Genomic DNA, 14,840 nt, shown 5'->3' with positions numbered 1-14,840 from the left:
TTCGGGGTCATGGCTTATATGGAACAACTATGGCACTAATCGTTCAAAAATATGGCGGTACCTCAATGGGTACTCCCGAGCGCATTTTAAATGTTGCTCGTCGTGTGAAGCGCTGGCATGATCATGGCCACAAAGTAGTGGTTGTCGTTTCTGCCATGAGTGGCGAAACCAATCGCCTACTCGCTCTCGCGAAAGCCATTACCGAAACCCCTGATCCGCGTGAATTAGACCAAATGGTGTCTACAGGCGAACAGGTGACGATTTCGATGTTAGCGATGGCGCTGAATTCTATTGGCGTTGCAGCAAAATCACTAACTGGTCGCCAAGTTGGTATTCAAACTGACAGCGCATTTACCAAAGCACGTATTGAAGCGATTAATACTGACGTGTTAACTGAAAACCTAGACGCAGGCCGTGTGATTGTGGTTGCTGGTTTCCAAGGGTTTGATGCTGAAGGTAACACCACGACTTTAGGTCGTGGCGGTTCTGATACTTCTGGCGTTGCACTTGCTGCTGCATTGAAAGCCGATGAATGTCAAATTTACACTGACGTAGATGGCGTTTACACCACAGACCCACGCGTTGCACCAAAAGCCAAAAAAGTAGATCGTATTTCTTTTGAAGAAATGCTAGAAATGGCTTCTTTAGGTTCTAAAGTATTGCAAATTCGTGCGGTTGAATTTGCAGGTAAATACCAAGTACCTTTACGTGTATTATCAAGTTTTGATAATGACAATGATGGCGCATTCGACGAAGATTTTAAACAAAATGTCGGCACACTCATTACTACTGAATTGGAAGACAACATGGAACAACCTATCATCTCAGGTATCGCGTTTAACCGTGACGAAGCAAAATTAACTATTTTAGGTGTGCCTGATGAGCCAGGTATTGCATCTAAAATCTTGTCACCTATTGGCGCTGCCAATGTTGAAGTTGACATGATCATCCAAAACGTAGAAGAAGATGGTACTACCGACTTTACTTTTACTGTAAACCGTGGCGAACTTGCCAAAGCAAAATCAATTCTTGAAGCAACTGCCAAAGAAATTGGTGCACGTGAAGTCGCTACACGTGGTGACATCGTGAAAGTATCTATCGTAGGTGTAGGTATGCGTTCACACGCAGGTGTTGCAAGCAAAATGTTTACTGCACTTGCAGATGAAGGCATCAACATTCTAATGATTTCTACTTCTGAAATTAAAATTTCAGTCATTATTGAAGAAAACTATTTAGAGCTTGCAGTACGTACTTTACACACTGTATTTGGTCTAGATCGTGAAAGCGGTGAGTCTAGCGCACGCGCTTAATACGCCCCTGTCAGAAAATGTAATTGTCTGACAAATTTTGCGAAAAAGTACAAAAAAATAGAGCCACTATAGTTTTTTTTATAGTGGCTCTGTTATATTGAGCAACATGCTTTCATAAATTTTGGCAGCGCTGTATCTTATAAAATAAATAATGATACGTTCCGTTAAAATTTACTGGTTTTTATTTGGTTGTGACTTTTAAATTGCTTTAAAAATCAATGCAGGTTTAGCATTTTGCAAGGAGATAAACATGCTGATTCTGACCCGACGTGTCGGAGAAACATTAATGATTGGGGACCAAGTCAGCGTGACTGTGCTTGGTGTCAAAGGTAACCAAGTTCGTATTGGTGTAAATGCCCCGAAAGAAGTATCGGTTCATCGTGAAGAAATCTATCAACGTATTCAACACGAGCGTGCCATGCATGAGCATTTGCAACATTTAGATCAAGATTATCAACCTTCATTTGAAGAAGATAACTACTCGCAAAATGACTTTAATCGTTAAACGATTAAGGTAATTGAATATAAAGCGGCTCATTTGCCGCTTTAAATTTTTCTGCTGAATGCTTTTTAAAAACTTGCCCTGATTCAAATCATGTAAAAGCTATTTTACAGGCAACTCAGCACAAGTTTTGCATGAAAATTACTGTGAGTTTTCCATTAACTCTAAAGCCTTACGCACAGGTGCAAAACTACGTCGATGTGCCGCAATTACACCATGCTGTGCAATGGCTTCAAAATGTGCTTTGGTTGGATAACCTTTGTGTTTAGCAAAACCAAATTGTGGAAATGCTTGATCAAGCAATACCATTTCACGGTCACGCGCCACTTTAGCTAAAATACTAGCTGCTGAAATTTCTGCATGCAATGCATCACCCCCAACAACTGCGTCACAAGACATTGCTAAACCTTGTGGAATTTTATTGCCATCGACTAAGACATGTTCAGGTTGAATAGACAAGGCTTCCACCGCACGGCGCATCGCCAATAAAGATGCTTGCAAAATATTCAGCTCATCAATTTCGGCTGCAGAGGCTTCTGCAATTGCCCAAGCCAAAGCCTTTTCCTGAATTTCAACAAACAACTTTTCACGTTTTTTTTCAGTCAGCTTTTTAGAGTCATTCAAACCTTCAATCGGGTTATTCGGATCTAAAATAACTGCCGCAGCGACAACAGAACCCACTAAAGGCCCACGTCCTGCTTCATCTACACCTGCAATTTTCATCATCTTTTTCCAGAAAAAATAGGCTGAAATCTTCAGCCTATCTTACGATGCGAGTCACAACGCACCATTTTTAATTTTACAGAATCGGTAAAACTTATCTTACTGCTTCTGCCACACATGCATTAATGGTTCGAGATACTGCATTGCTCACAATGGTTGCACGTGCAGCAGGGTCAATTGCTGCAGTGGCTAAATCTACTGCAGTCACATTTTGTGGTGCTTTTTCACTAACACAACCACAAATTTCAGCTTGAACATTTTGCTTTTGCGTTGGTGTCATAACACGTGTCGCAGTGTGCCATGCAGGAATGTTGTTTAATTCAGTCACACACTTGGCATTAATTGCAATTTTAATCGCCGCCATACCCAATTGTTGAGTTGCTGTCGGTGCAGTTGTCGTTCCTGTAGTAGTACCTGTAGTGGTGGTACATGCAGATAAAACCAAAGCGATAGGTGCCAATACAGCGAGTAGTTTTTTCATGGATATTTCCTGTATTTAATATTCAAGTCATTTGAGTGAAACAATGCCGCTATTGTGCCTAAACTTGTTTGACGAAGGAATAGCTTTTTGCAATTTCTACATTCATGTGCTTAGGCTTAAGGCTAGGGGCTGTTGACAATTTTTCTATGTTTGCGACAACGCATATTTTTTAGCTGATATAAGGCATGAGGTAGGAAATTTAGTCATTCTAAATGACTGACTCATAACGCAATAGCAGCAAAAAATATGCTTGTCCTGAAAGGCTGTGGCTAAAACTTTCTCAGATTGCGTTATGAAACTTGGCAATAGTCTCGCTATTCCCTGCGTTTCATGCCTGATCTGCTCAGTTTTAGCCTACAGCGCAAACTATTTATGAAATATCAACAGCCCCCTCAAGAACGCTATTTTTTTTGCAGCGTTGCAGATTTTCAACACTCCGTTGCAGGTGGATACTTTTTTCGCTACATGCTGTTGTTTAGCATGCAAGCACACTATTCGCCTGAAACACAACATGAACAGTTCTCATTCATATTACACCCGTACCGCACAAGTTTTACATTGGCTCATGGCGATTATTTTTATTGGTGATTCGCTTATTTTGGCGTTACACCCACCCTGCGCCACAACTGCCTGACAGCATGTCACCGTTGATGAAAACACTAGCGCATTTAGGACATCTAGGTCTGTATTTTATGCTGATTGCGATTCCAATCACGGACTGTTTGTTTAGCTGGAGCGTGGGTAAACCTGTGCCTGTGTTGTATTTATTTGAAATTCCAGCCTTGGTGGATAAGAACCCCGAACTATTAGCAATTGTTAAACCTGTGCATACTTATTTGTCATGGTTTGCAGGGGCAATGGTGGTTGGGCATATGCTTGCAGCACTTAAACATCACTTTATAGATAAAGACGATGTATTGCGTAGTATGACGCAACAAGGTAAATAATTTTTAAAGCTTGAGTTTAAAGCGATTCAAATCGTTCTCCCACAAAAAAGCAGCTTAAATTAAGCTGCTTTTTTGTAGTCTAAGCTAATCTAAATTCAGTTTAACTCATCCCAATGCTTGAATTTGCTCAATCCATTTTTGCTTTTCTTCAGCCGAAATAAATGAAGCTTCAAAAGAATTAACCGCCAATTGTTTTAATTCAGCATTGCTTAAATCTAAAGCTTGGCTAATAGCAACAAAGTTATCATTCATATAACCACCAAAATAAGATGGATCATCTGAATTAACTGTCACTTTAACACCCTGCTGCAATAAACGGCGGATGTTGTGCTGTGCCATATCATCCACTACGCATAGCTTTAAATTACTCAATGGACAGACCGTGAGCGGCATTTTCTCTGCAATTAGACGTTGCATTAATACAGGATCTTCTTCAGAACGCACACCATGATCAATACGGTTTACTTTCAGTAAATCTAATGCTTCCCAAACATATTCGGCTGGCCCTTCTTCGCCTGCATGTGCCACGACTAAAAAGCCTGCTTCACGTGCTTTGGCAAAGACACGTTCAAACTTTGAAGGTGGATGTCCAACTTCGCTTGAGTCCAAACCCACTGCGATAATTTGATCTTTATAAGGCAAAGCCTGTTCAAGTGTGGCAAATGCTGCATCTTCGCTTAAATGACGCAAGAAACACATAATTAAATTTGAACTGATGCCTAATTTTGTTTGCGCATCATCACAAGCACGTTGTAAGCCATTAATCACGGTTGCAAATGCCACACCACGCTCGGTATGGGTTTGCGGATCAAAAAACATTTCGGTATGTACCACACGGTCTTCAACACATTTTTCAAAATATGCCCAAGCCAAATCGTAAAAATCTTGCTCATGCACCAACACTTGTGCGCCTGCATAATAAATATCTAAAAAAGACTGCAAGTTATGAAAGTTATATGCTTGTTTGACTTCTTCTACGGACTGATAAGGGATGTCAATTTGGTTGCGCTGCGCAATAGCAAACATCAATTCAGGTTCAAAAGTACCTTCAATATGCACATGCAATTCTGCTTTAGGTAATGCACAGATTAGCTCAAGTTGATTCATGTTCTGTCCTTTTTGCTATTTTATGGGAGAATATTAAAAAATTGATCAAAATAAAAAAGGGTGCAAACTGAGTTTACACCCCTTTTCAGTTTAAGAATATTAACCGCCAAACATGGCAAATTTTAATGCCCAAAGTGCAGCAATAATCCACACCATATAAGGTACAGACTTGGCTTTGCCAGTGAGTAGTTTAATCAGCGCATAGCTAATAAAGCCCATAGCGATGCCATCGGCAATAGAATAAGTAAATGGCATGAACACGACTGTTAAGAATGCAGGCACGGCTTCGGTGATGTCATCCCAATCAATATGCACAATGCCTTGAATCATCAACACACCCACAAATAACAAGGCAGGTGCAGTCGCAAAACCTGGTACCGATTGCGCAAGTGGTGCCAAGAACAAACAGGCAATAAACAACAAGCCAACAATCACTGCGGTTAAGCCTGTACGACCACCCGCTGCAACACCTGCAGATGATTCAATATACGGCGTTGTTGAAGATGTACCCAATGCCGCACCTGCAACAATTGCAGAAGAATCGGCAAAAAGTGCTTTTTTCAAACGGGGTAATTTACCATCTTGCAACAAGCCTGCACGGTGTGAAACACCCACTAAAGTACCTGTAGAGTCGAATAAATCGACTAAGAAAAATACGAAAATTACGCCAATTAAACTTGCTGTAAATAGACCTTCAAAGTCCATTTGCATAAAAGTAGGTGCAATAGATGGAATTTCACCAACCACACCTTTAAATTCGCTTAAACCTAAAGCTGTTGAAATAGCAGTCAGCACCAAAATACTGATGATAATTGCACCACGTACTTTAAAGTGATGCATTACTACAACCATTAAAAAGCCAAGTAGCGCTAACAGTACTGATGGTTGTTTTAAGTCACCCAAGCCCACCAAAGTCGCAGGATTATCAACAATAACACCTGCATTTTTTAGGGCGATTAAAGCTAGGAATAAACCAATACCACCGCCAATGGCTAGTTTTAATGACATGGGAATGGCATTAACAATGGCTTCACGGATTTTAAACATGCTAATGGCAATGAAAATAATCCCTGATACAAAAACTGCAGCCAAAGCCGTTTGCCAAGGCACACCCATGCCTAAACAAACCGAGTAAGTGAAATAGGCGTTTAGCCCCATGCCTGGTGCGAGTGCGATTGGGTAATTGGCAACAATTCCCATCACCAAGCAGCCAATAGCTGCGGCTAAACAGGTGGCGACAAAGACAGCTCCATGATCCATTCCTGTTTCAGATAAAATCATCGGATTGACAATAATGATGTAACACATGGTTAAGAATGTGGTTACACCCGCCAAAATCTCGGTACGGAATGTGGTCTTGTTTTCGCTTAATTTGAATAAGCGCTCAAGCATTCCCGCTGAGGATGGATTAGGAGTCGTCATGACCTAGCCCCTGTAAATAAACTGAATTTGCAGCATGACGCAATTTTAAGTCAGCACTTAAAAGCCTGTGTCAGTTGCGGCAATGGATTTGCCCAATGAGCATGTAAAATTACATGAAAAAGATAAACTTAATTCACAATCAAGCATTTGATTTTATCAAAATCAAAAATTCGGAATGCTAAATAAAAAAGCCGCATAAATTTTATGCAGCTTTGTTCATCTTTTTTTTACTTCAGTCACTCTCAAAAGTAATGCCTTTGAGTTGTGATGAAGCAGTTTCAATTGGCAAATTATACCATAGGGATTTTTTAAAAATTCTAGTTTTTTGAATTAAAGATAAAATTTTACGATAAAGTGAAGCACACAAAAGTGTGATGAATAAAGCAATTACCACACATTATGTTAGAAATTTCTACGCTTATTCTGTGACTTGCAAAATCTGTGGTGTAGCCGCTTCTGTTTTTTCTAGCGATAAATTTGCAGATTCAGTCAAAACTCGGTTCAGTTCTGCCTGCTTTCGCGTTTCCTCTTCCAAGTAAACGAGATAACCTAATAAAACGACCAACACCACCAAAACTGGCACAAGAATGTGTTTCATGTCATTTACTTTTATTGAACAATTTTCATACATATTAGCAAAAATTATGCGCGGTGTAACTCTTAATACGCCCCAGTCAAAATTTGTGCTTCAGCGATCAAACTCAATCTATTACATTAAGCCATTGTATGAATGGTATTTTTAAAACGTTTCCAAGATACATAGAAAAATGTTGTTGCAATTGCGATTAACCATAGAAAGGAAGGCCAGACCACATCCAATCCTGCATTTCGGTATAAAATTGCTTGCGCCAATGTTACAAAATGCATTGTCGTTGCAATCAACATGATATTTTGAATAATTTCTGGCATGCTTTCTCGTGGTGTACTTGCCCCAGACAACATTTGCAAGGGAATCAAAATAAGCATCATCAGCAAACCAAATTGCGGCATCGATTTAGACACGGTTGCCATGTATATACCCATTGAGGTTGTTGCAAATAAGGTCAGCAAGGCTCCAAAGAAAAACAACAACAAACCTCCTTCTATGGGTACCTGCAATGCCCCCTGCACCACTACTTTTAAGCCTAAAAAAGCTGCTAAAAGCACCACAAGGCTCATCGATAAAACCTTTGCCAGCATAATTTCAAAAACCGTGACTGGCATAACCATTAAATGCTCAATGGTGCCATGTTCTCGCTCACGAATCAGTGCACAAATGAAATGTGGAAAGAGGCTTCAAAGCTCTAGTGCAAAATAAAAACCAATTAGTGCAAAATAAGCCGAAAACTTACATGTGTACACCACTGTGTACATATTTTTAAACTATAAGCGAATTTATGTATCTTTAAGAAAAGCAATAAAAAAGCCCTAAATCGTTATAATTCAGAGCTTTATTACTTATATAAAGTTATGTAACAACATATAATTTTAATGTATTGGTAGGCATATCCAGACTCGAACTGGAGACCTCTACGATGTCAACGTAGCGCTCTAACCAACTGAGCTATACGCCTAAAGTGCTTCGCATCATATTCAGTTTTGATTTTTAAGACAAGTCCTTTCTGTGTTTTTTCAACACATCCGAGCAAGTTTTAAGCAAATCAAAAAACACCTGCTCTGAAACACGGTCATGTTCAGGCGCATAAGAATATTGTTGATAGCACACGCCTAAACGCTTAAATGCCTCTTGTTCATTTGCATCTACCTGCGCTGCTAAACGCTGCATCCACACACTCACTGTTTCTGCATCCTGTTTTTGCAACTGAGCGGGCAATCTTTTAGAAAATTTGTCTAAGGCACGATTTATGCGAGAACCTTGCTGACGTTTTTTCCAAAAAATCCAGCCAAAATACCCTGCTAAGATCATGAGAATACTTGAAACCAACACCGCTGCCAAAGCATAGTTTGAGTGCAGCCCTAAGCGTCCAAACCAGTGACGCTGTGACTCGGCATCATAACCCACGACCTTGCTTTGCCATTGATAACTTGCATAATCACTCCACACCCGTAAAGAACGAATAAAATTAGAATGTTGGTATTGCCACATTTGTGTGTCAGCACCCAAAACGGCCCGATCATCTGCCATTAGGTTTTGCATACCATCATCTATACGTTGAGGTGCAATGATGGCTGTCGGGTCTATGCGTACCCATTGTTGATTGAGCAACACTTCTGTCCAAGCATGTGCATCTTGCTGTCGTACTTCCCAGCTTTGTCCATCGGGTGCAAGTTCCCCACCCTGATAGCCCACGACTACACGCGCTGGAATCCCGACATAACGCATCAATAAGGCAAAACTTGAGGCATAATGTTCACAAAAACCTTGCTTACTCTGAAACAAGAATTCATCGACTCGATTTTGTCCGAGCATTCCAGGTTTTAAGGTATAACTAAAGCCATTATTGCGATACCACTGCAATACATTCTGCACGTAGCGTTCAGGTTGTTGCTGACTTTGAGCAAACATCTGCAGGGCAAATTGCTGAGCTTTTGGGTCAGATTGCGTCTGTACCTGAACATTTAAACGCTGGCTAAAGCGTCGATAACGCTCGTTCTGTGCATCATCCCCTTGAATACGTGCGGATTCCCCAACCCACTGCAAAGCAATGGGTTGAATCCGACCATTTTGACGCTGTGGCACCATACTCCAATCACGGCGTAATACATAACCGTGTTGATTCGGTACAGATTTTTCCAGCGCCATAATCCACTGTGCACGTGGGTCTGCGGCAATATATTGATACTGAAAATCGACTTGCTCTGGCTGTAATTGTGCTGCCTGAACGGGTTGTTGATTGCTAAAATTGCTTGTCCATGTGCGACCATCATATTGATCAAGTACCATCGCCCGCCAATATAGTTTTGAACGTGGCGGCAGTTGCTGCATATTCCCCACAATACGAAATGCCAAAGCAGAAGATTGTGATAATTCGGCAATATCGCCCGGTGACATCGTGTCACTAATACCTGTCACGCCTTTGGCATCAGGAATAGGTACATGCCACAATGGCGGTAAACGTGGAAAGAATAAAAACAATAATAAAAAGAATGGCAAAGCGTATGCGATAAACTTGGCGACATTTTTAAGGTCATGCTTTGCATCTTGCCTGCTCGAATGACGCGATGCATAATCTGAAAATGCACTTTTTTGAATCCGATATAACCCAATTAAACAACTGATTAAACATAGAATGACCAACACGGTCATCCACATGCTCTGGCTGTATAAAAATGAACTGGCGCTCACAAAAAGCGCAAAATTAAATAAAATAATCAGGTCGCGCTGAGTATGACTTTCTAAAGCTTTGGCAAACAAAAAGGTGCTTAATAAGGCAACCCCTGCCTCTACACCAATCAGGCTTTTATAACTCAAATAAATGCTGGCTAAGGCACAACAGGTCAATCCATAAGTCCAAACTTTAGAAATACGCGCTGTCTTGTTTTTATAGTGAAGATACAACAGCAACAACATGAGTCCGAAAATGACACTCAATGCCACAGGGCTAAACAGCATGTGAGCAGCCAAAATTAAGATCAGGCTAAGCAGAATAGATTGCTGAATCGAATTGTGCATGATCATCAAGCCTGTGCCAAAAGAATTTTTGCCTGTTTCAACTGCCGCTCGCCTACGCCTTTTTCAAGGGTCGCATGCGGCAAAAACATCGCATAATTCAACTGTTGTTGTTCACATTGTTCAACTAAGCCCATCATCAAACTTAGTTTTTCTTCGTGAGTCGGTGCAGGCATGTGTTCATAGTGAATGTCGATACTCTGTTGATCCTGATATTGTTCAAAAACTTTCACATATAAGCCCTGACCGCGTGCCGCTTGCTTCCACGACACGGCTTGTAAGGAATCGCCCAATTGAAAATCACACAGCTCACGAAACTCGTCTAAATCGGGTTGAAAGCTGTGTTGATGCTGTTTATTCTCTGCGCTATACATGGCGGCTTTGGGTGCCACCCACGCGGTACGTGACAAATTCAAATAAGTCCACGCACGTACCAAGCCAAAAGGATAAACCGAATAAATGTGTAAATAAGGATAATGAAACTGCCCACGTTGCGCTGCAAAAAATGTCAACACATACTGCTGCTGAGTGTCTTGAATAAGAACCTTTTCTAATTGATGATCGGCTTTAATCCATAAATAGCGTGCCTGCGCGACCTCTTGTTTGAAATGCAATTGTAATTGCAATACTTCACCTACTTGCCCAACTTCGGTGGTCACAATTTCAATCTCTAATTCATGCAGCTGCTTAAAGGTCAAATAAAAACTGATACATAAAATGGCACTGATCAAAAAGCAAAAGCCTAAAATCAGGTTATTGCCATAATTCACGCCTGCAATAAACGTGATCAAAATCAGCACTAAATACAGATAGCCCTGTTGGTAAATAAAAACCAAAATATCTTTTTGTTTTAAGGTTTTGTGTCGATCAAACTTAAAACGTGTCTTGATCCAGTTTTGCCATGCCTGCTTAAACATGCGTGTACTAACTCACTTTAACCTGTTGCATCACATGCAAAGTTTCTGCCTCACTCAATCCAATACGATGTGCGGCAACTGCCACAAATACCGCTTGAATATCATCGGCAGTGACAAAACTGCGTTGCTCAATTAAGGCATGTGCTTGCGCTGCTTTTTTAAGTGCCAAAACACCACGGGTAGATAATCCGTGACGCGCTTTACGGGTTTCTGCGGCTAAGTCGAGTAAGTAGTCTAGCGCGGTATCTGACACATAAATTTCTGTGACCAATTGCTGTAAATTTAAAATTTCTGTTTCAGTAAAAATATGGGCCAAACTGGCAATCAGCGCATGTCTGGAGTTTTGTTGCAACAGCATTTTTTCAGCAAAACGCGATGGATAACCCAAAGACAGACGCATTAAAAAACGATCGAGCTGTGATTCTGGCAGCGCATAAGTACCACTTTGAAACAGTGGGTTTTGTGTGGCAATCACCCAAAAAGGTTGCGGCAAGCTATAACGCACACCATCCACCGTAACCGCGCCTTCTTCCATCGCTTCCAACAAGGCACTTTGGGTTTTAGGCGAACAACGGTTAATTTCATCTGCCAATAAAATTTGGGTAAAAATAGGGCCTTGCTTAAACTCAAATTGATGTTCTTTTTGATTAAACATATTCACGCCAATCACATCACTGGCCAGCATGTCATTGGTAAACTGAATGCGCTGAAATTGCAGACCCGCCAAGTGCGATAAAGCACTCGATAAGGTGGTTTTGCCTAATCCGGGTAAATCTTCAAAAAGCACATGCCCGCCCGCCAACAAACAACTTAACGCCAATTTGGTCTGCTGTTCTTTATCTAAAATAATGGTATTAATTTCAGTCAAAAAAGCCTGAATTTTTCCAGCATAAGATTCAATCTGTGCATTGAGCTGTTGCTGCGCTTGCGTCAGTTGTTGTTTTTGAACTTTTTCTGTACCCCAAATCACAGTAAATCCCCTTATCCCCAATAAAAAACGGCGCATGTTTAAACATACACCGTTTTGCTAAATTTCCAAAGAAATCCTCGAGATATTCTAAACTGCCTAAAAAAGTAAGTTTTAAACAGCTCGTATCTCTATACGTTTCCATCGTGATACGGGATTAACACGGACACTTTCTCAAACCACCTTTTGCCGATGGATAACGCGCATCGACACAGTAGCGATAAAAAGTCTTCGGATCCATGGCTTCTAAATCTGGATGATGCTTACGCATGTGTTCCAAATAATTCTGATAATCAGGTACACCGACCATTAAACGAAAACTTTGTTGCAAACGCTGCCATAAAGTTGCGATACGCGACCAGTTTTTCGGATTCAAAATTAAATCCTTTTGCGACATGATGGTCATTTTAATGATGTTGTAAATCACCGTTTTACCTTGTTGGGCAAATTTAAGCTTAATCATGTGCTCACTCCTAATGACCGCTATTCGGCTGAATCGTTTCAGGATCGCGATAAATCGCTTCGGCTTCATGTACGGTTGGCGTTGGATTTGCCAATGCACGACGAATCACCCCAATGGCAGCGAACAACATCACAAATGCCACAATCATAAAGAAACCACATAACACGGCATTAATTTGATTGGACATCACAATGGTTTGCATTTCAGTCACTGTTTTAGCAGGTGCTAAAATTTCATTACGTTGAATTGCTGCACTGAAACGATCCGCTTGCGCCAAGAAACCAATTTTTGGATTGTCATGGAAAATCTTTTGCCAGCCTGCGGTCATTGAAGTAATGAACAAGAAAACCGTTGGGATAATCGTCACCCAAACATATTTTTCTTTTTTCATTTTAAACAGAATCACTGTACCTAAAATGAGTGCCATCGCTGCCAAAATTTGGTTACCAATACCAAACAGTGGCCATAAGCTGTTAATACCGCCTAAAGGATCGACCACGCCTTGGTAGACGAAGAAGCCCCAACCAGCCACCGCAACTGCTGTGCCAAGCAAGTTACCAAAGAAGTTATGTGAATTTTTCACTGCAGGAATAACAATACCTACAGTATCTTGCACCATAAAACGGCAAGCACGTGTGCCCGCATCTACTGCAGTTAAAATAAATAAGGCTTCAAATAAAATGGCAAAGTGATACCAGAATGCCATCATTGAGCGGTTATTAAAAATCTCGGTGATGATATGTGCCATACCAATTGCAAACGTTGGCGCACCACCCGTACGTGACAGAATCGAGCTTTCACCGACTTCTTTTGCCAAAATGGTTAAAGCCTCAGGAGTCACTACAAAGCCTAAATTTCGTACCGCTTCTGCTGCACTTTCCACCGTTGTACCTAAAACTGCAGTGGGTGCATTAATGGCAAAGTACACGCCTGGGTCTAGCACCGTGGCACAAATCATTGCCATGATTGCCACGAAAGACTCCATCAACATGCCGCCATAACCAATCATCCGAATGTCTTTTTCGTTATTGACTAGTTTTGGCGTCGTACCTGAAGACACTAATGCGTGGAAACCTGAAATCGCACCGCAGGCAATGGTAATAAATAAGAATGGGAACAATGAACCCGCAAATACTGGCCCTGTACCATCAATAAAATGGGTCACCGCAGGCATCTTCATTTCAGGCATTGCAAACACAATCCCGACAGCCAAACCCGCAATAACACCAATTTTTAAGAACGTCGATAAATAATCACGTGGCGCCAATAACAACCACACTGGCAAAACTGAAGCAATAAAACCGTAGGCAATTAAACACCACGTTAATTCTGTGCCACTTAAAGTAAATAAAGGCCCCCAAAATGGATGCTGTGCAACATTTTCACCATAAATAATACCCATCATCATCAGGACAAAACCAATAATGGAAACCTCAGCAATTTTCCCCGGGCGAATAAAACGCATATAAATGCCCATGAAAATCGCAATTGGGATGGTGGCTGCAATACTAAATACGCCCCACGGACTATTGGTTAAAGCTTTCACGACAACCAAAGCGAGTACGGCAAGAATAATCACCATCACGCCCAGCGCACCCAGCATGACAATCACACCAGCAAATGAACCCAACTCTTGTTTTGCCATTTCTCCCAAAGAACGCCCATCACGACGTGTAGAAATAAACAAAACCAAAAAGTCTTGGACTGCACCTGCCAACACCACCCCGACTAAAAGCCAGATCGTGCCAGGTAAATAACCCATTTGTGCTGCAAGAATAGGCCCAACTAAAGGGCCTGCACCTGCAATCGCGGCAAAGTGGTGACCAAATAACACACTTTTATTGGTGGGCACATAATCTAAACCGTCACCCAAACGATGTGCGGGCGTTAAGCGTCGCTCATTTAACTCAAATACTTTGGTGGCAATAAATAAACTGTAGAAGCGGTATGCAATGCTATAGACACAGACCGCAGCTAAAACTAACCAGACTGCATTGACGTGTTCGCCTCTACTGACTGCCAATATCCCAAAAGATACTGCACCCAGTACGGCAACCAAGAGCCATATAATTTTTGAAGTCAGGCCTGACTTCGGTTGAACTGATTCCATGTCACTCTCTCTTTATTGTTACATTTTAAGCATTTACTATTTTTCGAGATGAAGCTTAATTTCCGAGATTCCTTGTGTGATGTTGCTCCTTTTATTGTATTTTTCACCTATTCTTTTACCACATAATCAAATCAACAAAAAAGGGGGGAATGATCCACTGCTGTCCCATAGTTTGCTTTAAATAAAAAAACCTGAGTCCTAACAGTTAAAATATGAGTGCAAACAAACACTTTAACGACCAGGATTCAGGTTTTGTCACATCAGAATACCGTATTTCATGA

12 protein-coding genes, 1 tRNA gene and 2 pseudogenes are annotated in these 14,840 nt (G+C 41.1%); 3 read left to right on the top strand and 12 right to left on the bottom strand.

What is annotated here, in order from left to right:
• Positions 1-29 precede the first annotated feature (29 nt).
• Positions 30-1,310, top strand: a complete 1,281-nt coding sequence (locus FTV43_RS08705) for an aspartate kinase (RefSeq protein WP_004971586.1) — start codon at positions 30-32, stop codon at positions 1,308-1,310.
• A gap of 250 nt (positions 1,311-1,560) precedes the next feature.
• On the top strand, positions 1,561-1,815 hold the full coding sequence (csrA, locus tag FTV43_RS08700) for a carbon storage regulator CsrA (protein WP_004971589.1): 255 nt from the start codon (positions 1,561-1,563) through the stop codon (positions 1,813-1,815).
• 138 nt (positions 1,816-1,953) lie between these two features.
• On the opposite strand, the gene rnhB is transcribed toward csrA, so the two are convergent.
• The gene (rnhB, locus tag FTV43_RS08695; RefSeq protein ID WP_004971591.1) at positions 1,954-2,535 is read right to left on the bottom strand and encodes a ribonuclease HII; all 582 of its coding nucleotides are present in this window, start codon (positions 2,533-2,535) and stop codon (positions 1,954-1,956) included.
• Between the two features lie 94 nt (positions 2,536-2,629).
• A complete protein-coding gene (locus FTV43_RS08690) occupies positions 2,630-3,016 on the bottom strand; it encodes a hypothetical protein (RefSeq protein WP_004971594.1) in 387 nt (128 codons plus the stop codon).
• A 511-nt stretch (positions 3,017-3,527) separates the two neighbouring features.
• On the opposite strand from FTV43_RS08690, the pseudogene FTV43_RS08685 reads away from it, so the two are divergent.
• A pseudogene (locus FTV43_RS08685) lies at positions 3,528-3,963 on the top strand (cytochrome b).
• A 105-nt stretch (positions 3,964-4,068) separates the two neighbouring features.
• On the opposite strand, the gene FTV43_RS08680 reads toward FTV43_RS08685, so the two are convergent.
• From FTV43_RS08680 to FTV43_RS08635, 10 genes and pseudogenes are all read right to left on the bottom strand, one after another.
• Positions 4,069-5,070 (bottom strand): adenosine deaminase, encoded by a 1,002-nt coding sequence (locus FTV43_RS08680; protein ID WP_096901064.1) that lies wholly within the window; start codon positions 5,068-5,070, stop codon positions 4,069-4,071.
• Positions 5,071-5,169: 99 nt separating this feature from the next.
• Positions 5,170-6,492, bottom strand: coding sequence for an NCS2 family permease (locus FTV43_RS08675; protein WP_096901065.1), 1,323 nt, complete (start codon positions 6,490-6,492; stop codon positions 5,170-5,172).
• A gap of 418 nt (positions 6,493-6,910) precedes the next feature.
• Positions 6,911-7,090 (bottom strand): hypothetical protein, encoded by a 180-nt coding sequence (locus tag FTV43_RS08670; RefSeq protein WP_004971601.1) that lies wholly within the window; start codon positions 7,088-7,090, stop codon positions 6,911-6,913.
• Between the two features lie 116 nt (positions 7,091-7,206).
• Positions 7,207-7,743 (bottom strand): annotated as a pseudogene (locus FTV43_RS08665) (ABC transporter permease); the annotation flags it as partial.
• 225 nt (positions 7,744-7,968) lie between these two features.
• Positions 7,969-8,045 (bottom strand) — tRNA-Val (locus FTV43_RS08660).
• Between the two features lie 32 nt (positions 8,046-8,077).
• The gene (locus tag FTV43_RS08655; protein WP_179989321.1) at positions 8,078-10,105 is read right to left on the bottom strand and encodes a DUF3488 and transglutaminase-like domain-containing protein; all 2,028 of its coding nucleotides are present in this window, start codon (positions 10,103-10,105) and stop codon (positions 8,078-8,080) included.
• A gap of 5 nt (positions 10,106-10,110) precedes the next feature.
• Positions 10,111-11,019, bottom strand: coding sequence for a DUF58 domain-containing protein (locus tag FTV43_RS08650; RefSeq protein WP_179995344.1), 909 nt, complete (start codon positions 11,017-11,019; stop codon positions 10,111-10,113).
• 7 nt (positions 11,020-11,026) lie between these two features.
• Positions 11,027-11,986, bottom strand: coding sequence for a MoxR family ATPase (locus FTV43_RS08645; RefSeq protein ID WP_104853219.1), 960 nt, complete (start codon positions 11,984-11,986; stop codon positions 11,027-11,029).
• 157 nt (positions 11,987-12,143) lie between these two features.
• A complete protein-coding gene (locus tag FTV43_RS08640) occupies positions 12,144-12,449 on the bottom strand; it encodes a YbdD/YjiX family protein (protein ID WP_179995343.1) in 306 nt (101 codons plus the stop codon).
• A 10-nt stretch (positions 12,450-12,459) separates the two neighbouring features.
• Positions 12,460-14,559: a carbon starvation CstA family protein gene (locus FTV43_RS08635; RefSeq protein ID WP_179995342.1), complete on the bottom strand. Its 2,100-nt coding sequence runs from the start codon at positions 14,557-14,559 to the stop codon at positions 12,460-12,462.
• Between the last annotated feature and the right edge of the window lie 281 nt (positions 14,560-14,840).

This window comes from Acinetobacter sp. YH16053 (assembly GCF_013417035.1).
Classification (GTDB): Bacteria; Pseudomonadota; Gammaproteobacteria; order Pseudomonadales; family Moraxellaceae; genus Acinetobacter; species Acinetobacter towneri.
Note: the sequence above shows the minus strand (reverse complement) of the source record. Positions and strands in the feature narration are given on the sequence as shown.